The organism is Pseudarthrobacter sp. Hb11, from assembly GCF_059383655.1.
This window is the reverse complement of sequence record NZ_JBWZCM010000016.1, coordinates 26,371-46,610: the sequence shown is the minus strand read 5'-3', so window position 1 is coordinate 46,610 and position 20,240 is coordinate 26,371. Positions and strand designations below refer to the sequence as shown.

At 65.7% G+C, this 20,240-nt stretch carries 18 protein-coding genes; 14 read left to right on the top strand and 4 right to left on the bottom strand.

The window, feature by feature from the left end; translation table 11 throughout:
- On the top strand, positions 1-1,149 hold the full coding sequence (locus tag AC50X7_RS17025; protein ID WP_494980089.1) for a D-alanine--D-alanine ligase family protein: 1,149 nt from the start codon (positions 1-3) through the stop codon (positions 1,147-1,149).
- Between the two features lie 24 nt (positions 1,150-1,173).
- On the opposite strand, the gene AC50X7_RS17020 is transcribed toward AC50X7_RS17025, so the two are convergent.
- A complete protein-coding gene (locus AC50X7_RS17020; RefSeq protein WP_494980088.1) occupies positions 1,174-1,677 on the bottom strand; it encodes a DUF3515 family protein in 504 nt (167 codons plus the stop codon).
- 103 nt (positions 1,678-1,780) lie between these two features.
- Between AC50X7_RS17020 and thiL the strand changes: the two genes are divergently transcribed.
- From thiL to rsmD, 4 genes are read left to right on the top strand one after another with little or no spacing between them, the layout of a single operon-like run.
- Positions 1,781-2,827, top strand: a complete 1,047-nt coding sequence (gene thiL / locus AC50X7_RS17015) for a thiamine-phosphate kinase (protein WP_494980087.1) — start codon at positions 1,781-1,783, stop codon at positions 2,825-2,827.
- Positions 2,828-2,849: 22 nt separating this feature from the next.
- Positions 2,850-3,836: a DAK2 domain-containing protein gene (locus tag AC50X7_RS17010; protein WP_494980086.1), complete on the top strand. Its 987-nt coding sequence runs from the start codon at positions 2,850-2,852 to the stop codon at positions 3,834-3,836.
- Positions 3,826-6,090: an ATP-dependent DNA helicase RecG gene (locus AC50X7_RS17005; protein ID WP_494980085.1), complete on the top strand. Its 2,265-nt coding sequence runs from the start codon at positions 3,826-3,828 to the stop codon at positions 6,088-6,090. The genes AC50X7_RS17010 and AC50X7_RS17005 overlap by 11 nt, the downstream gene beginning before the upstream one ends.
- 45 nt (positions 6,091-6,135) lie before the next feature.
- Complete coding sequence (rsmD, locus tag AC50X7_RS17000; RefSeq protein ID WP_494980084.1) at positions 6,136-6,786, top strand: 16S rRNA (guanine(966)-N(2))-methyltransferase RsmD; 651 nt, start codon at positions 6,136-6,138, stop codon at positions 6,784-6,786.
- Here the strand turns inward: rsmD and AC50X7_RS16995 are convergent.
- Both AC50X7_RS16995 and AC50X7_RS16990 read right to left on the bottom strand, forming a co-directional pair.
- Positions 6,783-7,571 carry a spermidine synthase gene (locus AC50X7_RS16995; RefSeq protein WP_494980083.1) on the bottom strand — a complete coding sequence of 263 codons (789 nt, stop codon included), beginning with the start codon at positions 7,569-7,571 and terminating at the stop codon, positions 6,783-6,785. The two genes, rsmD and AC50X7_RS16995, sit on opposite strands and share 4 nt — an antisense overlap.
- Positions 7,571-8,800, bottom strand: a complete 1,230-nt coding sequence (locus tag AC50X7_RS16990; RefSeq protein WP_494980082.1) for an aminotransferase class I/II-fold pyridoxal phosphate-dependent enzyme — start codon at positions 8,798-8,800, stop codon at positions 7,571-7,573. The genes AC50X7_RS16995 and AC50X7_RS16990 overlap by 1 nt, the downstream gene beginning before the upstream one ends.
- A gap of 43 nt (positions 8,801-8,843) precedes the next feature.
- Here AC50X7_RS16990 and coaD point away from each other — a divergent pair, with 43 nt between their 5' ends.
- The 7 genes from coaD to ftsY all read left to right on the top strand — a co-directional run bounded on the left by coaD (position 8,844) and on the right by ftsY (position 16,978).
- Positions 8,844-9,344, top strand: coding sequence for a pantetheine-phosphate adenylyltransferase (gene coaD / locus AC50X7_RS16985; RefSeq protein WP_307094683.1), 501 nt, complete (start codon positions 8,844-8,846; stop codon positions 9,342-9,344).
- Positions 9,345-9,467: 123 nt separating this feature from the next.
- The gene (locus AC50X7_RS16980; RefSeq protein ID WP_307097822.1) at positions 9,468-9,992 is read left to right on the top strand and encodes a YceD family protein; all 525 of its coding nucleotides are present in this window, start codon (positions 9,468-9,470) and stop codon (positions 9,990-9,992) included.
- Positions 9,993-10,028: 36 nt separating this feature from the next.
- Entirely contained in the window at positions 10,029-10,232 is a 204-nt protein-coding gene (gene rpmF, locus AC50X7_RS16975; RefSeq protein ID WP_009356569.1) for a 50S ribosomal protein L32, read from the top strand.
- A gap of 21 nt (positions 10,233-10,253) precedes the next feature.
- Positions 10,254-10,982, top strand: a complete 729-nt coding sequence (gene rnc, locus AC50X7_RS16970) for a ribonuclease III (RefSeq protein WP_494980081.1) — start codon at positions 10,254-10,256, stop codon at positions 10,980-10,982.
- Positions 10,983-10,987: 5 nt separating this feature from the next.
- Positions 10,988-11,962 carry a bifunctional DNA-formamidopyrimidine glycosylase/DNA-(apurinic or apyrimidinic site) lyase gene (mutM, locus tag AC50X7_RS16965; RefSeq protein ID WP_494980080.1) on the top strand — a complete coding sequence of 325 codons (975 nt, stop codon included), beginning with the start codon at positions 10,988-10,990 and terminating at the stop codon, positions 11,960-11,962.
- A gap of 136 nt (positions 11,963-12,098) precedes the next feature.
- The gene (smc, locus tag AC50X7_RS16960) at positions 12,099-15,701 is read left to right on the top strand and encodes a chromosome segregation protein SMC (RefSeq protein WP_494980079.1); all 3,603 of its coding nucleotides are present in this window, start codon (positions 12,099-12,101) and stop codon (positions 15,699-15,701) included.
- 68 nt (positions 15,702-15,769) lie between these two features.
- Complete coding sequence (ftsY, locus tag AC50X7_RS16955) at positions 15,770-16,978, top strand: signal recognition particle-docking protein FtsY (RefSeq protein ID WP_494980078.1); 1,209 nt, start codon at positions 15,770-15,772, stop codon at positions 16,976-16,978.
- On the opposite strand, the gene AC50X7_RS16950 is transcribed toward ftsY, so the two are convergent.
- Positions 16,975-18,237, bottom strand: a complete 1,263-nt coding sequence (locus AC50X7_RS16950; protein ID WP_494980077.1) for an MFS transporter — start codon at positions 18,235-18,237, stop codon at positions 16,975-16,977. The genes ftsY and AC50X7_RS16950 overlap by 4 nt on opposite strands.
- A gap of 226 nt (positions 18,238-18,463) precedes the next feature.
- Between AC50X7_RS16950 and AC50X7_RS16945 the strand changes: the two genes are divergently transcribed.
- Positions 18,464-19,825, top strand: a complete 1,362-nt coding sequence (locus tag AC50X7_RS16945) for an ammonium transporter (protein WP_307094687.1) — start codon at positions 18,464-18,466, stop codon at positions 19,823-19,825.
- On the top strand, positions 19,822-20,160 hold the full coding sequence (locus AC50X7_RS16940; RefSeq protein ID WP_050687078.1) for a P-II family nitrogen regulator: 339 nt from the start codon (positions 19,822-19,824) through the stop codon (positions 20,158-20,160). Before AC50X7_RS16945 ends, AC50X7_RS16940 begins: the two co-directional genes overlap by 4 nt.
- Positions 20,161-20,240: the final 80 nt, after the last annotated feature.

Genomic DNA, 20,240 nt, shown 5'->3' with positions numbered 1-20,240 from the left:
ATGTCCCATGACAAACTCACCGCAGCAGAGCCGGCCGGCGGGGCAAAGCCCCGGGTGGCGGTACTTTTCGGCGGCCGTTCCAGCGAGCATGCCGTCAGTTGCGTAACCGCGGCCGGCGTCCTCGGCGCCATCAACAAGGATAAGTACGAGGTCATCCCAATCGGGATCGCCAAGTCGGGGCAATGGGTCCTGGCCGCCGCCGATACTGCGCAGTGGTCCCTGGCAGCGTCCTCGCTGCCGGAGGTGGTTCCGTCGCAGCAAACGGTGACGCTGGCCCAGATCGGCGGCGAACACCAGCTGATCGTGGCCTCCCCGAACGAGGTCCCGCAGGAACTCGGTGCCGTGGACGTGGTGTTCCCACTGCTGCATGGCCCTTTCGGCGAGGACGGCACCATCCAGGGGCTGTTGGAACTCTCCGACACCCGGTACGTCGGAGCCGGCGTACTGGCCTCGGCAGTGGGCATGGACAAGCACTTCATGAAAGTGGTTTTTGAGGCTGCGGGCCTTCAGGTTGGCCCTTACATTGCGGTGACCGACAGGCAATGGCGCAAGGATGCGGAATCCGTGCGGAAGCAGGTGGACCGGCTTGGCTTCCCCGTTTTTGTGAAGCCTGCGCGGGCCGGATCGTCCATGGGAATCTCGAAAGTTGATTCACTCGAGGAGTTGGACGCCGCCATCGAGGAAGCACGGCGGCACGACCTCAAACTGGTGATTGAGGCGGGAATCACCGGCCGGGAAATTGAATGCGCGGTGTTGGAAGGCCGGGGCACCGACGCCCCCAGGACGTCCATGCCGGGTGAGATCTCCGTGGCCGGCGGCACCCACGAGTTCTACGACTTCAATGCAAAATACGTCGAGGACGATGCCGCATCGCTCAGCTGCCCGGCGGACCTCCCGGAGGAAGCGATTGCAAGGGTGCGTGAGCTCTCAGCAGCCGCCTTTGATGCGGTGGGGGCAGAGGGCCTGAGCCGGGTGGATTTCTTCTTCACGCCGGACGGCCAGCTGATCATCAATGAGATCAACACCATGCCGGGCTTTACGCCGAAAAGCATGTACCCGCAGATGTGGGCCGCCTCCGGGCTGGACTACGCCGAGCTGATCGACGAACTCATCTACCTGGCCTTGAACCGCAAGACCGGGCTCCGCTAGATTCCCGGTGTTTGAGCCAGGAATTTACTGGCTTTGGGGCAGGTCCTGCAGCTCTTCCTGGCCCACGCAGTTCCTGGTGGCCGGAATTTCACCTGCGGCAACGGCAAGATCGGCCAAGACCGTGGCAGAGCTGATCTTGTCCGGATCCATCAGGATTTCGGTGGCGGGCTCCCGGCCGTAGGTGGTCAGCGTCCAGACGGGGTTGCCTTCCTTGATTACCCAGTCGATCCCGTTGACGGTCACGCAGCGGTCCGTAGTGGGGCCGGGCACGTTGACTCCGCAGCGAAGGATCACCAGGGACGGATCACCCCAGACCGCGGTGGCCTGGCTGTTCGTCTTGCGCAGCGCCGAGTCACCGATGGCTTCCGGCAGGGCAACCATCATGGGGGCGCAAGCGGGATTAGCGGCATCCCGGGCCGCGGGGACGTCGACGGCGGGGGCGCAAGCAGCCAAGGCGAGGGAAACAACGGTCCCGGTCAGCGCCATCCTGGCAGCGCGGGCGGGCAGGGAAAGCTGGGGGCGGTGCATACTCCAAGACTATCGTTGCAGCCCCGTTGTTCCGGACACGGGACCGGCGGCGGCGCGGGCACCGCAGGCAACCATTGTCAGGGGCCCGCTGTAGCGTAGTGGCGTGCCTGAAAAGCGTTTGACCGTCCAAGAGCAGCCGCCCGCCGTCGCCGCCCTCTCCGAAGCAGAACTGCTGGGGCGGATATTTCCTCGCCTCTCCCTGAAGGGGAACCATACCCAGGCCACCCTGCTTGGTCCGGGCGATGATGCCGCCGTGGTGGCGGCCCCGGACGGGAAAACGGTTATCAGCATTGACACGCAGGTCCAGGACCAGGATTTCCGGCTGGAATGGCCCAACGGGTACCGGACCACCGGTTTTGATGTCGGCTGGAAAGCAGCGGCGCAGAATCTGAGTGACATCAATGCGATGGGAGCCGCGGCCACGTCAATGGTAGTCAGCCTTACCCTTACTCCGGAGACACCTGTTGAGTGGGTGGAAGACCTGGCGGACGGACTGACAGCGGGAATCAGGGACCTCGGTGCCGCCAGGTGTTCGGTGGCGGGAGGAGACCTGGGCAAAGGGCGGGAAATCTCCGTCACGGTTGCCGTCCTGGGTACGCTCGACGGCAACCACGCCGTCCTCCGGTCAGGCGCGCAAGCAGGAGATGTCCTTGCACTTGCCGGAACGGTGGGACATGCGGCCGCGGGCCTGGCCCTTCTTGAGTCGACCGTAGCCATCGATGCCCTTCGCCCTGAACAGCGCGTCTTCCTTGACCTGCAGTGCAGGCCCCGGCCGCCTTTGGCTTCCGGCCCTGCTGCCCGGGGTGCCGGCGCCACTGCCATGCTGGACATTTCGGACGGCCTGCTGCGGGACGGGTTACGGCTGGCCACCGCCAGCGGCGTAACCATGGACCTGGACGCGGCACAGCTCCGGGCGTTGACGGATGTCCTGCGGCCCGCATCGGAGCTGTTGGGAACGGATCCGATGTCGTGGGTGCTGGGCGGCGGAGAGGACCACGGATTGCTCGCCACATTCCCACCGCACGTTCAGCTACCAGCCGGATTCACTGCGATAGGCTCGATACAAGCATTGGGAAGCAACGAAAGCCCGAGCGTCACAATAGCGGGCCGGTCCGCGGACACCGGGGGATGGGATCACTTTGCACACTAAGGTTGCCGCCAACGCGCAAGCGATGAAGAGGTGGTTGGGCAAGGCTGAGACCGTCCTTGGAAACCACAGCGACCGCCTCAATGCCATCAATATCTTCCCGGTGGCTGACGGCGACACCGGCACGAACCTCTACCTCACCGTCCGCGCCGCCGCCCAGTCTGCTGCGGCGGCCGGGGACCAGCCCGCACAATTGGACGTGGGCGCCGTCCTGGCCAGTGCCGGCCAGGCGGCCATGGAGGAGGCAAGGGGCAACTCCGGCACCCTGTTCTCAGTGTTCCTCTGCGCCGCGGCTGAGCCCCTGACAGGTCACACCCGGCTGACCTCCACACTGCTGGCAACTGCCCTGAACCGCGCCCAGATCCGGGCGTGGTCAGCGCTCAGCGATCCCGTCCCCGGAACGATGCTTTCAGTCATGGAGGCTGCTGCGCGGGCCGCAGCGGCCGTGGATGCGGGGCAGAACGGCGATGACAGCAACCACGCCCTGGGCCTTGCCCTTGATGCCGCCGTCGAAGCTGCCCTTGCTGCCGTCATCCGCACTGAGGACCAGTTGGACGCACTGACGTCCGCGCACGTGGTGGATGCCGGCGGAGTGGGGATGCTCCTGATCCTGGACTGCCTCCGGTCCGCTGTCCTGGGCGAGGAACTTCAAAGCGAGCTCCTTGACGGGCTGCACGGTTATGACGTGTCCGATCCCCATATCCACACAGCCTTGCCGGATGACGACGGCGTCGAAGTCATGTGCACCATCAACCTCTCGCCGCTGAACGCCGCAACGCTCCGGCAGCAGCTTGACGAGATCGGCGAGTCGGTCATTATGAGCCAGGTGGGCAGCAGCCCCGACAGCGACGGGAACTACCGCTGGCGGGTCCACGTCCACGTTCCTGCTCCTGAACCGGCTGTTGCCATCATCCGGTCCCTCGGCGAGCCGGTCCAGATCAGTATCAGCGAACTTGCCCTGCCGCAGGAACCGCACACGGATGCAGTGAACTCCAGTGGGCATGAGCGCTGAACTGGACCTTGCGCTGGAACGGCGGCTTGGCAAACGTTCCGCGGCAATCATCGAAAAGCATCTGGGCATCACCACGGTGGACGGCCTGCTGAACTACTTCCCGCGCCGCTACATGAACCGCGGCGAGCTGACGCCCATCAGCGACATCCCCCTCGACGAGGAAGTCACCCTCATTGCCCGGGTGCTGTCCAGCAGCACGCGCAACATGCAGGCACGCCGCGGGACCATCACCGACGTCGTGATTTCCGACGACGACGGGCAGCAAGGGCTTCGGCTGGTAGGCGGCACAGACTACCGCGGCAAAGTCCCTGGCACCCTCAAAATCAGCTTTTTCAACGGGTACAAAGCCAAAACTGAACTCCTGCCGGGACGCCGGGCCCTGTTCTCCGGAAAAGTCACCAGCTTCAAGGGCACCCTGGGCCTCACCAACCCCGATTTCCAGCTCCTCGATGAAGACCCGTTCAGCGATGCCTGCCAGGACCCGGAAAAGCTCGCGGCCATGCCCGTTCCGGTCTACCCTGCGACGTCCAAGCTTCCCAGCTGGAAGATCCAGAAGGCCGTTTCAACACTGCTTGAAACCGTGGACCTTGACGCCCTGCCCGATCCCGTCCCGGCCTCCGTCGCCGCACGCGAGGGATTCCTGCCGCTCGCCCAGGCGTACCGGCTCATCCATGCTCCGGAAGCCCCTGACGACTGGCGACGGGCACGGGACCGGCTGCGGTACCACGAAGCGCTCGTGCTGCAGTCCGCGCTGGCCCGACGCCGCGCGCAGCTGGCCGCGGAGGAAGCCACGGCACGCCGGCCCGTCGCTGACGGCCTGCTTGCCGCCTTTGACGCAAACCTCCCTTTCACCCTCACCGGCGGGCAGGCTGCCATCGGGAAGACCTTCGAAGCGGAACTGGCCCGCGACTCTCCGATGAACCGGTTGCTGCAGGGCGAAGTGGGGTCCGGCAAGACCATCGTGGCGCTGCGGGCCATGCTGCAAGTGGTGGACGCCGGGGGACAGGCGGCGCTGCTGGCCCCTACCGAGGTCCTCGCGGCGCAGCACTTCGAGTCGATCCGCCGCGCACTGGGGCCGCTCTCCAGGGACGGCCTGCTGGGAGGGCTCGACGACGCCTCCGTCCAGGTCACGCTGCTGACAGGCTCCATGCCCACTGCGGCACGGAAGCAGGCTCTGCTCGACGCAGCCTCCGGGACGGCCGGGATCATCATCGGCACCCATGCCCTGCTCAGCGGCAACGTCACGTTCTACGATCTTGGCCTGATCGTGGTGGATGAGCAGCACCGCTTCGGCGTGGAGCAACGGGATGCGCTCCGGGCCAAAGCCAGGAAACCGCCCCACCTGTTGGTCATGACCGCCACGCCCATCCCGCGCACCGTTGCCATGACGGTGTTCGGAGATCTCGAAACGTCGGTCCTGGACGAGCTTCCCGCGGGCCGGGCACCCATCAGCACCCACCTGGTGGGGCTTGCGGAAAATCCCGCCTGGGCCGGCCGCATCTGGGCCCGTTCCCGCGAGGAAATCGAAGCCGGACACCAGGTGTACGTCGTTTGTCCAAAGATCGGGACCGACGACGACGGCGACTTCACCCCCGGGGAATCCGATATGGCTGAAGGGGCCGAGGGGGAAAGCGGACGGGAACTCGCGTCAGTGACCGCCGTCGTCGAACAACTCCTGGATGAACCCGCCCTGGCGGGGGTTCCACTGGCACCGCTGCATGGGCGCCAGCCGCCCGAGGTGAAGTCCGCGGCCATGGCGGGCTTTACGGCAAACAGCGTCAAGCTGCTGGTCTCCACCACCGTGATTGAGGTGGGCGTCGACGTTCCCAACGCCACCCTTATGGTCATCCTCGACGCCGACAGGTTTGGCATCTCGCAGCTGCACCAGCTGCGCGGCCGGGTGGGCAGGGGCGGGCTGCCCGGGACTTGCCTGCTGGTCACCGCTTTGGAACCTGAGCACCCCAGCCGGCGGAGGCTGGACGCAGTCGCGGCCACCACCGACGGGTTCGAACTTTCCCAGGAGGACCTCAAACTGCGCCGCGAGGGTGACATCCTGGGCGCCTCCCAGTCCGGCGGGCGCTCCACCTTGAAACTGCTGCGCGTGCTCGAACACGAAGCCATCATCAGCCGCGCCAGGGACGATGCCCAGCAGATCGTTGCGCAGGACCCCTCGCTGGGCGGGCACCCGGATCTGGCCGGAGCAATCGACAAGTACCTCAATCCCGAAAAGGAGGCGTTCCTTGAACGCGGTTAGCACGGTTGAACCCAAGTTGTGTGGTGGCCGAAGCGCGGGCGCCCGATGAGCCGGATCGTTGCTGGAGCCGCGGGCGGTACGCCCCTGCAGTCGGTACCGGGTTCCCTGACAAGGCCCACCACCGACCGGGTCAAGGAGGCGCTGTTCTCGCGGCTGGACGCCTTTGACGTCATCAGCGGGGCCCGGGTGCTGGACCTGTACGCCGGTTCGGGCTCGCTGGGTGTCGAGAGCGGCAGCAGGGGCGCGCAGACAGTGGACCTGGTGGAGTTCGATGCCAAGGCGAGTGCCGTCTGCCAGCGAAATGCCGACCTCATCAATGGTGTCCTGGGCCGCAAAACCGTGACGGTCCACCGCTCAAAAGTCGAGCCTTTCCTGGAGCGCACCGCCGACACGGAAACCTGGGATTTGGTGTTCGCGGACCCGCCCTATCATCTGGACGAGACCGCGTTGTCGGCGATGCTCGAAAAACTTTCCGCCCATCTTTCGCCGGCGGCTGTGGTGGTGGTTGAACGGTCGTCCCGCTCACCTGAACCGGGCTGGCCCGGTGGCCTGGCGCGGTTTGCGGAGAAGAAATACGGGGAGACCCGGCTGTGGTTCGCAGAGCCGTTTGTGCCGGATGCCATCGACCCGGATGAGGTCGATAGAGACAGGGTCGACCCGGACGAGGTCGACAAAGACGCAGTCGATCAGGACTAGGGCGCCAGTGTGTCCAGGTCCACACCGGCCAGGACCTTAGCGGGATGCGGGCCGCGGGACACTAATTCCGCGGACCAGCCTTCAGGCCACGGCGTCTGAGTGCCGGTGAGGATAATGTTGCCCGGGTAGCGGCCTTCAAACATTCCTGCTTCGGCAAACGCGGCCACGTCCACCATCGCCCGCCGCATCGCTGCCACCTGGCTGCGGACCAGGGTGAGCCCCGGCTCGTCGCCCACATTGACGATCAGCAGCCCACGGGGGGTGAGCCGTTCCCGCACCTCGCTGTAGAACTCGGTGCAGGCAAGGTGTGCCGGTGCTTCCGGGCCGGAAAAGATGTCCAGGATGACGACGTCGAACCGGAGTCCAGGTTCGAGTTCAGCGAGGGCGCCGCGGGCATCCCCGACAATGGCGTGCAGGTCCGTCCCCTCCTGGAGGGGCAGCTGGCGCAGGACGAAATCCAGCAGTTCACGTTCCAGCTCCACCGCGTGCTGGACCGACCCCGGGCGGGTCGCCTGGATATAGCGGGCCAGAGTCAGCGCGCCTGCCCCCAGATGCAGTGCCGCCACGGGCATTCCTGCAGGGGCGGCCAAATCCACCAGATGGCCGATCCGCCGCAGATACTCGTAGAAGATCTCGTCCGGCCGTGAAAGGTTCACATGGGACTGCTCCGCGCCGCCAATGCTGAGTACGTAGCTGCCGTCGGTGAAGGCGTCCGGTTCGATGGTTGCGTGTTGCCCGGTGGTGCGAAGGAACCGTTCCGCCCGCCCATCGCTGCCTGCCCGCATCAAAGCCGGCCGCTGAGGGTAGCGAGCCGGGCGGCGGCTTCCTCCAGAACCTCGGTCTTTTTGCAGAACGCAAACCGGAGGAGGCTGCGCGTCCTTGCAGCTCCTTCGGGATGGCAGAAAACAGGGACCGGGATGGCGGCAACGCCAACCAGGCCAGGGAGCTTGCGTGCCAGGTCCACAGAGTCATGAATGCCCAGCGGTGCCGTGTCCACGTTGATGAAGTAGGTTCCCTGCGGGGTGAAAACGTCGAAACCCGCTGTGCGGAGGCCTTCGCTGAGGATGTCCCGCTTGTGCTTCAGGGTGTCGGCAATATCTTTGTAAAAAGCATCCGGCAGGCCGAGGCCCGTAGCAATGGCCGACTGGAACGGCGTGCCCGAACTGTAGGTGAGGAACTGCTTGACGGTGCGCACCGGGGACACGAGTTCCTCCGGACCGGTGAGCCAGCCAATCTTCCAACCGGTCAGGGAGAAGGTCTTTCCGGCCGAGGAAATGGTGATGGTCCGCTCGCCGGCGCCCGGCAGGGATGCTACGGGCACGTGGCGGTCGCCGAAGGTGAGGTGTTCGTACACCTCGTCAGTGACGATCAGGCAGTCATGCTTTCGGGCCAGGTCGACGACGCGCTGCAGGACCGTGCGCGGAAAGACGGCGCCGGTGGGGTTGTGCGGGTTGTTCAGCAGTACCACCCGGGTCCGCTCGTTGAAAGCCGACTCCAGGGCGGCGAGGTCAGGCATGAAGTCCGGGGCCAGCAGGGGAGCCGTCACGTGGGTGGCGCCGGAAAGGCCGATGACTGCGCCGTACGAGTCGTAGAACGGTTCAAAGGTCAGCACCTCGTCGCCGGGTCCGGTAAACGCCAGCAGGGAGGCGGCGATGCCCTCGGTGGCCCCAGTAGTGACGATCACCTCGGTCTGCGGGTCGGGGGAGAGTCCGTAGAACCTTTGCTGGTGCGCAGCCACTGCTTCGCGCAGCTCCAGGACGCCTTTGCCCGGCGCGTACTGGTTCGCCCCGGAGGCGATGGCCGCGCGGGCGGCTTCGCGTATCTCCAGCGGTCCGTCCTCGTCTGGAAAGCCCTGGCCCAGGTTGATGGCGCCGGTCTGGACTGCCAGGGTGGTCATTTCTTCGAAGATTGTGATTCCCAGCCCGCCGTCGCGCCCCAGGAGGTTGGCTCCGAGCGCGGTCCGCTGCCAGGGGGCAGGGGCCGTGGGGGTGCAAACTTCCCGTCGTGGATGCATCCAGTCATGGTATCCCGGCCATTTCGTGGGGTAGGTTCGGAGCATGAGAAGAGCAGTCTGCCCCGGATCCTTTGACCCCATCCACAATGGTCATCTTGAGGTTATTGCCAGGGCTGCGGGCCTCTTTGACGAAGTCATTGTTGCGGTCTCCACCAACCCGGCCAAGAAATACAGGTTCACCTTGGAGGAGCGGCTGGACATGGCGCGGGAAACCCTGGCCTCACTCAAGGGCATTGTGGTGGAACCCGTGGGGGAAGGACTCCTCGCCGAGTATTGCCGCCAGCGGGGCGTCTCGGCAATAGTCAAGGGCCTCCGGTCGTCTTCGGATTTCGACTACGAGCTTCCCATGGCCACCATGAACCGGCAGCTGAGCGGCGTGGAAACAGTGTTCCTGCCGGCCGAGGCCCACTACATTCACCTGTCCTCCACCCTGATCAAGGAAGTCGCGGGCCTGGGCGGCAATGTCTCCGAATACGTTCCCAGGTCCGTGCACCGGAGGATGCTCGCGGGCGAGTCGGCGCAGGAACAGCCGCCAAGAGGGTAGGCTAGTCCGGTACTTCGGCGCCGCCGGCTGCCTGGTTTGAGTCCCTGTGGCTCTTCAGGCTAAGATGGTACGTCGGTCATATGTTCAACAGGAGTTCTCATCAAACGAGATGCTGGTTCGCCCCTGGCGTTCGACGTCAAGGACCTCGGACGCAGTCCGGGAAGCATGCGGACACTGACGGAACATGTACCCGCACCGAGTGATCTTGGTGTGGCACTCATTGGTGTTCAGGAAGGCTCGGATATCGAGCTGGATCTGAGGCTTGAGGCCGTACACGAAGGAATTCTGGTATCAGGAACCGCACTTGCCGGGGTAACCGGTGAATGCGGGCGATGCCTGGATCCCCTTGCGTATGACCTTGAGGTCAATGTGCAGGAACTTTTCTTCTATGAGGGCGTCGAGCTTTCGGACGAAGAAGATGATGAAGAGCAACGTCGAGTCGAGCACGATGTAATCGATCTTGAACCGGTGTTGCGGGACGCGGTTGTCACCAATCTGCCGTTCCAGCCGGTGTGCCGGGAAGACTGCCAGGGCCTTTGCTCCGAATGCGGAGTTCGCCTGGAAGACGAGCCGGGGCACCACCACGAGGTCTTGGATCCTCGCTGGGCTGCCCTAGCTGATATGGCTAAGCCTGACCGGCAAAATTGATTTGTACGTGTTTGTCTAGAGAGAAATGAGTTAGCCGTGGCTGTTCCCAAGCGGAAAATGTCTCGCTCGAATACCCGCGCCCGCCGCTCGCAGTGGAAGGCGACCGCCCCCCACCTGGTGAAGACCGTGGAGAACGGCCAGGTTACTTACAGCCTGCCGCACCAGGCAAAGGTTGTCACCGACTCGGCCGGCACCGCGCTGTTCCTTGAGTACAAGGGCCGCAAGGTCGCGGACGTCTAATCGGCCCCTTCGGCTGACATGATGTCTTCAACTGAAGAGCTTTTGAAGCGTCTCGGTGTCTCTATTGACGCCGGGACGCTTCGTCTTGCGCTCACACACCGTTCCTACGCCTACGAAAACGGCGGCATCCCCACGAATGAGCGGCTCGAATTCCTGGGCGACTCCATCCTTGGGTTCTCCGTGACGGACGCTTTGTACCGGGACAACCCGGACCTTCCCGAGGGCGACCTTGCGAAGCGGCGTTCCGCCGTGGTCAGCACCCGTGCCCTCGCGGGCATCGGACGCAGCCTCGGCATTGGCGACTACATCTACCTTGGGCAGGGCGAAAAGCTCACGGAGGGCAAAAACAAGGCCTCCATTCTGGCGGACACCATGGAGGCGCTCATCGGTGCCACTTACGTGTCCAACGACATCGAGACGGCCCGCCAGCTGGTGATGCGCCTGATCGGGCCCCTGCTGAAGGATGCCGCCGCTTTGGGTGCCGGTACCGACTGGAAAACCAGCATCCAGGAACTCGCCGCCAGCCGGCAGCTCGGCACCATCCACTACGCGGTGGAGGGCTCCGGGCCTGACCACGCACGGGTCTTTGCCGCTGCCCTGCACATTGGCGGCAAGGCCTATGGCAAAGGCACTGGTCACTCGAAAAAGGAAGCGGAGCAGGAAGCTGCTGCCGACGCCTGGCGGACCCTTACCGGCGATGCCGGTTCCTCGCCGGCGGGCAAGTCTGCCGGTTCCGTAGCCGCCAAGTAGCCGACGTGCCTGAACTTCCCGAGGTTGAGGTGGTCCGCCGCGGCCTGGTCAGCTGGGTCCGCGGCAGGACCATCGAACGTGTGGAAGTCCTCGACCAGCGTTCGATCCGCCGTCACGCCTTGGGAACCGAAGATTTCGTCGGAAACCTCGAAGGCGCAGCGGTTGCCGACGTTGTGCGGCGGGGTAAGTTCCTCTGGATGCCGCTGCTTGATGCGCCCGCGGGCCCGGACGCGCCTGCCGCAGCCGGTCCGGCCGGTAGCCCGCAGGTGGCGCTGATGGCGCACCTGGGGATGAGCGGCCAGCTACTGATGCAGGACCGCGATGTCCCGGACGAGAAACACCTCAAGGTACGGATCCGGCTGAGCCCGCGCGAAGGCATGCCCGAGCAGTTGCGGTTCGTGGACCAGCGGATCTTTGGCGGCCTGTTCGTCACCGCTATGGTTCCAACGGACGACGGCGGCCCGGGCGGCCTCGCCGAGTCGCCCCTTCCGCTGATTGCTGAGGAGGCGGCGCACATTGCACGGGACCCCCTGGATCCGGCCTTTTCCTTTGACCTTTTTTATCGCCGACTCCGCAAACGCAAAACAGGACTGAAGCGTGCCCTGCTGGACCAGGGCCTGGTGTCCGGCATCGGAAATATCTACGCCGATGAGGCGTTATGGCGCGCCCGCCTTCATTACGCCCGGCCCACTGACACCCTGCGCCGCGCCGAAGCGGAAAGGGTATTGGGCAGCGCGCGTGAGGTTATGCTCGATGCGCTGGCCGCGGGCGGAACCAGCTTCGATTCCCTGTATGTGAATGTCAACGGTGCCTCAGGGTACTTCGACCGGTCCCTTAACGCCTACGGGAGGGAAGGCCAGCCGTGCCGGCGGTGTGCCGCAGCGGGGATCCACGCGTCCATCCGCCGGGAGCAGTTCATGAACCGTTCCTCGCACACCTGTCCTGTGTGCCAGCCCCGTCCCCGGAACGGGCGCTGGTAAGCAATCCGCGGCGGTCCAGGCCTTGCAGGGCCTGCCGGCCGGGCAACCCCGCCTTCAATCCGGGCCTTTGGCACGCGACGCAGTAGATTTGGTGCAGGGAAGCATCCGTCCCAGCCATCCAGGAGATCCAAAAGCCTTGCACCTCAAAAGCCTGACCGTCCGGGGGTTCAAGTCGTTTGCGTCCGCCACCACCTTCAACTTCGAACCCGGCGTTACCGCCGTAGTAGGCCCCAACGGCTCCGGCAAGTCCAACGTGGTGGACGCGCTGGCCTGGGTCATGGGGGAACAGGGCGCCAAAACCCTGCGCGGCGGCAAGATGGAGGACGTCATCTTTGCCGGAACGTCCGGCAGGGCACCACTCGGGCGCGCACACGTCTCGCTGACCATAGACAACGCTGACGGTGCCCTGCCCATCGAGTACAGCGAAGTGACCATTTCCCGGACACTCTTCCGGGCAGGCGGTTCCGAATACGCCATTAACGGTGCCGGCTGCAGGCTGCTGGACATCCAGGAACTGCTGTCCGACTCGGGCCTGGGCCGGGAGATGCACGTCATTGTGGGCCAGGGGCAGCTGGACCGGGTCCTCCACGCCACCCCCGAGGACCGCCGGGGCTTCATCGAGGAAGCCGCCGGAATCCTGAAGCACCGGCGCCGTAAGGAACGGACAGTCCGCAAGCTCGAAGCCATGCAGGCCAACCTGCAGCGCCTCACCGACCTCACGGGGGAGATCAGGCGCCAGCTGACCCCGCTGGGCAAACAGGCCGAGGTGGCCCGCCGTGCCCAGCGCGTGCAGTTCGACGTCCGGGATGCCAGGGCACGGCTTCTTGCAGACGACCTCGTCCACCTGCAGGAGGCACTGGAGCAGGACGTCGCGGACCAGGCCGCGCTGAAATCCCGTCGGATCGCCGTCGAACAGGAACTGGAAACGGGGCGCCGGCAGCAGGCTGCCCTGGAGCAGTTGGCCGCGGAAGCAACCCCGAAACTGAACGGGGCAAGGGACACCTGGTACCGGCTCACGGCCGCGCGTGAACGGCTCCGTTCCCTCGGAACCCTGGCGCAGGAACGCAGCCGCCTGCTCGGGTCCACGGAACCTCCGGCAGCCGGCCGCGATCCCGAACAGCTGGAGCGGCAGGCCGCGCGGGTCCGCGGGGAACTTGCCGAGCTCGAACGCCACATCCTGGATAAGCGCAGCGGCCTGGAGTCCTCCAGCGCAGCGAAGGCAGAGGCAGAGGCCGCCGCCCTGGCCGAAGACAAGCGATTGACGGCTGTGCTGCGGGCAGCCGCTGACCGGCGTGAGGGACTGGCGCGGCTGGCCGGACAGGTCGCTGCTGCAAGGTCACGTGTCGAATCCGCGCAGGCTGAATTGGGCCGGCTCCGGGAATCCCAGGCTGCCGGGGCGGAACGGCGGTCCCGCGCCCAGTCCGAGTTCACCGCGCTCGAAAACCAGGTGGCAGGAGTGGAAGAAGGGGAGGAATCCCTCGACGCCGACTATGAGGCTGCCAGCGCGGCACTCGATGCAGTGCTTCAGGACATCTCGGGCCTTAAAGCCGCCGTCAGTGAAGGAATCCGGAAGCGTGATGCCCTGGCAGCGCGCCGGGACGCCCTTCAACTCGGGCTCAACAGGAAGGACGGGGCAGGCCACGTCCTCGATGCCGGCCTGGCAGGGGTACTGGGAACCCTCGCGGGGGAACTGACAGTGGAACAGGGTTATGAAACGGCCGTCGCCGCCGCCCTGGGCGAAGCGTCCGAAGCGGTCCTCGTACGGGACCACGAGGCTGCAGCCGGCGTGATTCAACTTCTCAAGGATGACGACGCCGGGAGGGCGGCGTTGCTGCTCGAACTGGCGGGTGCGGCCCCCGGGCCCGGAGCCGGCGGTGCCCCGTCCGGCGGGGCGGCAACGCTGCCGGACGGAGCGCGCTGGGCAGCGGAACTGGTGCAGGACGCAGGACGCGCAGCAACGGCGGTCCGGCACCTGCTGGCCGCCACCGCCGTCGTCCCTGACGTCGAGGCGGCCGCCGCGCTGGTGGCCGCCCGCCCCGGCACCACCGCGGTGACCCGGGCCGGGGACGTTTTCACCGTGGTTTCAGCCACCGGCGGGTCCGCGAAGGCGCCGTCCCTCCTCGAGGTCCAGGCTGCAGTGGACGACGCCGAGGGCCAGCTTTCACTCGTCACCGCCGAGCTGGAGCGGAACAAATTCGCCCTGGCCGGGGCAGAGGCCCGGCGGGCAGAGGCGCAGGAACGGGCGGACGCTGCCCTTGACCGGCTGCATGAATCGGATGCCAGGCTCGCCGCGGTGGCGGAACGGCTGGGACACCTTAACTCCGTACTTCGCAGCGCGGTGGGGGAGAGCGACAGGCTGGCAGCATCGCTCGCAAGGGCAGAAGCACATGTGGTGGCGGAGCAGGAAGCGCTCGCTGCCATGACTGCGCGGCTGGCCGCAGCCCAGGAGGCACCGCTGGAGCAGGAGCCCTCCACCGAACACCGTGATGCACTCGCCCAGGCTGCCTCGACAGCCCGGGCCGCAGAGGTGGAGGCGCGGCTGTCACTGCGGAGCGCGGAAGAACAGCTGGCCGCCACCCGGAACCGGGTGGAGTCGCTGGAACGCGCCGCTGCCACCGAGCGCCGCGCCCGCGAGGAAGCAGCGGAACGTGCCCGCCGCCGCCGGGCGCAGGCGAAAAGGGCTGCCGCCGTAGCGGCCGCTGTTGAGCTGGCCCTGCGGTACATGGATGTGTCCGTGGACCTGGCACGGCACGAACGCGACCTCGCCGAAGAGAACCGGGAACAGCGCGACAAGGAACTGCTGCACATCCGGACCGCGACCGACGTCCTGGCGCGGGAACTCGCAGAACTCACGGACAACGTCCACCGCGACGAGCTTGCCCGCACGCATCAACTGGCCCGCATTGAAGCCACGGAGGGCCGCTCCATCGATGAACTCGGCATCACCCCGGATGCCCTGGTGGCGGAATACGGGCCGGCAGTCCCTGTTCCGGTCCCTGCTGAAGAATGCGGCGACAAATGGGCGGCGCTGCGCGCCCCGGTGGACTCCAGTGGCGCGGAGATCATCCCGGGGAAGCCCTATGTCCGGGAGGAGCAGGAGAAGCGGCTCAGGAAGGCAGAACGCGATCTCGCCAGCCTGGGCAGGGTTAACCCCCTGGCGCTGGAGGAATTCGCCGCGCTTGAGGAACGCCACCAGTTCCTCAGCACCCAGCTGGAGGACCTCAAGGCAAGCCGGAAGGACCTGCTGGACATCATCAAGGAAGTGGATGACCGCGTCCAGAGGGTGTTCACTGAAGCGTTCGAGGATACGCAGGCACAATTCGTCAGGGTCTTTGCCCGGCTGTTTCCCGGCGGTGAGGGACGGCTGGTGCTGACCGACCCGACGGACATGCTCACCACGGGCATCGAAGTCGAGGCGCGCCCTGCCGGCAAGAAAATCAAACGCCTTTCGCTCCTGTCCGGCGGTGAGCGCTCGCTGACTGCCGTGGCCCTGCTGGTAGCCATATTCAAGGCGCGCCCGTCGCCGTTCTACGTGATGGATGAAGTGGAGGCTGCCCTCGATGACACGAACCTGGGCCGGCTCATCACCATCTTTGAGGAGCTCCGGGAGTCCAGCCAGCTCATCGTCATCACCCACCAGAAGCGGACCATGGAAGTAGCGGACGCCCTCTACGGCGTGACCATGAGGGGCGACGGCGTCTCTACCGTGATCAGCCAACGCCTGGGCGCCGAGGTGTAACCGGGCGCAGGGACGGGCTGCCCCCAGCGCCGCCCGTAACGCCTGCCGCGTTATGAGAAGCTAGGGGAGTGAATGACATCCTCCCCATAATTTTGTCCATTGTTGCTGCCTTGGCGGTTATTGGCGGGCTGATTCCGGTCCTGCTCAAGACGCGGAAGAACATCAACCAGTACCCGGGCACCCGGGACGCCAACGATCCTGTCCTGCCGCGGGGCGGCAGCACAGCCGTTGAGGACAGGCCGGCCCCGGGCATCGGCCTTCGCGACCCGGATGGCGCGGACCTGGCGGACCTGGACACCACGACGGTCCCGGACGATGCTGCGGGGCTGGAAGTCATTTCGGTGGAGACGCCGATGCCCGTGGCCGGCCGCCTTATCCGCCTTCGCGAACGGCTGGTCCGCTCCAACAATGTTATGGGCAAGGGACTCCTGGCACTGCTTTCCAGTGACAGGATCGACGAGAACGTCTGGGACGAAGTTGAGGAAACCCTCCTTCTGGCGGACCTTGGAACCGAACCCACCATGCAGCTCGTGGACGCGCTGCGCGAACGCGTGAAGGTGCTGGGCACCCGGACTCCCGAGCAGGTCAAACTGTTGCTCCGGGAGGAACTCATCAAGCTCGTCGACCCCACCATGGACCGCTCGCTGAATGTCCAGCGCCACGCTGACAGGCCCGCCGTCATGATGGTGGTAGGCGTAAACGGCGTCGGCAAAACCACTACTGTTGGCAAACTCGCACGCGTGCTGGTGGCGGAGGACAAGGACGTCATCCTTGGCGCTGCGGACACGTTCCGGGCTGCGGCCGCCGAGCAGCTGGCAACCTGGGGCCAGCGCGTGGGCGTTCCCACGGTGAAGTCGGACATCCACGGCGCCGATCCGGCTTCAGTGGCCTACGAGGCTGTAAAGGCGGGCATTGACCAGGAAGTCGACGTGGTGATGATTGATACCGCCGGCCGGCTCCAGAACAAGGTGGGGCTCATGGACGAGCTGGGCAAGGTCAAGCGAGTGGTGGAAAAGCTGGCCGAAGTGGACGAGGTCCTCCTGGTGCTGGACGCCACCACCGGCCAGAACGGCCTGAGCCAGGCTCGGGTGTTCTCTGAGGTGGTCAACATCACGGGTATCGTCCTGACGAAGCTGGACGGTACGGCCAAGGGCGGCATCGTCGTCGCGATCCAAAAGACCCTCGGCGTTCCGGTCAAGCTGATCGGACTGGGTGAGGGTGCTGACGACCTGGCCCCGTTCGAGGCTGAAGCGTTTGTGGACGCCCTGCTGAACTAGCGCCCGTCCGCCGTGCCCGGGCCCTTGGCGGCGCGAAGGGTTTCGCGGGTGCCGAACCAGGTGCAGGCGGCAACCAGCATGATGCCGCCGGTAACTCCGAACGCCCAGCCATAGCCCAGCCGGTCAGCCAGCACACCGGCCAGCACGGGCCCTGCGATGGCGCCGACGTCGGATGTCATTTGGTAGACCGCCAGGACCTTGCCGCCGGAGCGCCCGTTGCCGATCACATCGGCGACGGCGGCCTGCTGGGCGGGTCCGAATAATCCGGAGCCGACCCCGGCCAGCGCCGAGGCTGCCAGGAACCAGGCCAGTTCGCCGGCGAAGCCGATCCCTGCCGTGGACGCGGCAGCCACGAGCAGGCCCGAGATCATCATGGGCTTTCGTCCCATGCTGTCGGCAAGGCGGCCCGAGAACGTCAGCGCCAGAGCGTTGCCTGCGGCGAAGACCGCCAACGCAAGCCCTGCTGCCTCCGGTCCGGCACCAAAGACGGCCGCGGCAAAGAGGGGTACCGTGGCCATGCGTACGCCGAAGGTGGCCCACCCGTTGGCGAAGCTCGACACCAGGGCAGCCCGGTACGCTCCCGTCGCCAGGGCCTCTCCGAGTTTCATGGCCGGGTCGCGCTGCTGCGCCTCAGCGGAGCCCCGGCGCTCGTGGCTCAGCTGGGTCTGGACCACCAGGGCGGCCACCACCAGGGCTGCTGCGTACGCCAGGAAGGGTATCCGGAGGCCGAACCCTGCCAGCAGCCCGCCCACAATCGGCCCGCAGACATTTCCAATCAGGAACGCCGAGGCGTAGGCTCCGGACACCCTGCCCCGGCTCTCCGGCGGCGCCAACCGAATCACCAGCGCCATGGAGGCTACGGTGAACATGACGGAACCGGCGCCGCCGAGCCCGCGGAAAAGCAGCAGTTGCCAGTAGTCCCGGGCGAACGCGCAGGCCGCCGTGGACAGGGCCACGATCAGCAGCCCCGCAACGTAAACGGGCCGTTCTCCGAGTTTCCCGATCATGCTTCCGCCCGCGGGGGCAAACACAAGCCGCATAAACGCGAAGATCGCAACAATAACGGACGCCTCCGTATTGCCCACTCCGAAGGTCGTGGCGAACTGCGGCAATACGGGCGCAACAAGCCCGAATCCCAGAGCAATGAGGAACGCGGCGGCGAGCATCACCTTAATGTCGCGGGGAAGCCGGTCCCGCTGCGGCCGGAAGCGGGCCAGGATCCTTGAAGTGGCGCCGCTTCCGCGGGGTGCTGCCGTCATGGTGCGCAAATCCTTGCATTGTGGAGTGCCGGGGTCCGGCGAAAACGATGAAACACAACCGTAACAAGCACGATATGCACCATTTACTTCCTAGAGGTTGTTGTAACAGCCCGGAAATCCAAATCCTCCGTGGGTGAAACACGGCGCGGACAAACTCGTTACAGGACGCAAAAAGGCGTTGGCAGGCGGAGGACTCCGCATTACTCGACCAGAGAGGACGTGCACCATGGAACTTACCCCAGGTCACGTATGGATCATGGTGTCGGCAGCCCTCGTGCTGCTCATGACGCCGGGTCTGGCATTTTTCTACGGCGGCATGACCCGCGCCAAGGCCGCACTGAACATGATGATGATGAGCTTCATCTCCATCGGCATGGTGGGCGTTGTCTGGGTCCTCTGGGGCGCCTCCATGAGCTCCGGTGAAGGATTCCTGCAGATCGTCGGCAATCCGTTCGCCACCTTCGGCCTCGAAGGCATCGACACTCCTGACGGACTGATCAAGGTTGGCTACGCTGCCACCTTCGCCATCATCACCGTTGCACTGATCAGCGGTGCCATCGCGGACAGGGCAAAGTTCGGCGCCTGGAGCGTCTTCGTCCCCGTCTGGGTCACCCTGGTCTACTGCCCCCTGGCCTACATGGTCTGGGGCGGCGGCCTCTTCGGTCCCGAAGGCGCTGTTGGCCAGGCCCTTGGCCCGGCCATCGACTTCGCCGGCGGCACCGTGGTCCACATCAACGCAGGCGTGGCCGCACTGGTGCTGGTCCTCATCATCGGCAACCGCAAGGGCTTCGGCAAGGATCCCAACCACCGCCCGCACAACATCCCCTTCGTGATGCTCGGCGCGGCCATGCTGTGGTTCGGCTGGTTCGGCTTCAACGGCGGCGCCGCCGCCACCGCGGAACAGGGCGGCCTCATCTGGGTCAACACCCTCGCAGCACCCGCCGCGGCAATGCTCGGCTGGCTTGTCACTGAACGTATCCGCGACGGACACCCCACTTCACTGGGTGCAGCATCCGGTGTGGTTGCCGGCCTGGTGGCCATCACCCCGGCCTGCGCCAACGTCAGCCCCGTCGGCGCCCTCGGCCTCGGTGTGGTAGCCGGTGTAGCGTCCGCCCTGGCAGTGGGCCTGAAGTTCCGGTGGGGATTCGATGACTCCCTCGACGTCGTCGGCGTCCACCTCGTCTCCGGCATCATCGGCACCGTGGCCCTCGGCTTCATCGCACTGCCCACCGACGGCGTGGGCGGCGGCCTCTTCTACGGCGGCGGCATGACCCAGATGTGGGCCCAGCTCGCGGCAGCCGGCATCGCCATTGCCTACTCCGCAATCCTGACCGCGATCATCGCCCTGGCCATCCACAAGACCATGGGCTTCCGGGTCTCGCAGGAACAGGAGACGGTGGGTGTGGACCTCAGCCTGCACGCCGAAACCGCCTACGAGTTCGGTGTTGGCGGCCACGGCGGAAGCTTCCAGCCGCTGCACGACATGATTACGGGCAAAACGCAGCCGGAGGCCGCTCAGGCCGCCGAAGCCACGGCGGAAGGCCAGAAGACCGCATCAGCAACAGGCAAGGAAAGCGTGGGGGCATGAAACTGATCACCGCAATCGTTAGGCCGGAGAAGCTCGAAGCCATCCGGGAAGGGCTGGAGTCCTACGGCGTACAGGGCCTGACGGTCAGCGCGGCCAGCGGCTACGGCCGGCAGCGCGGCTACACCGAGGTGTACCGCGGGGCCGAGTACAACGTGGACCTCCTGCCGAAGATCCGGGTGGAAGTCCTGGCAACCGACGAGCAGGCCGACGACATCCTGGACGTCATCATCGCCAGCTCGAACACCGGCCGGGCCGGGGACGGCAAGGTCTGGACCATGGATGTCTTTGAGGCAGTGCGGGTCCGGACCGGGGAACGGGGAGTCGCCGCCATCTAGGCGGACGCTACCCGGAAAACTCAGTCACAGAAGAGGGGGCAGGAAACCAAAAGGTTTCCTGCCCGCTCTTCTGTTTGTCC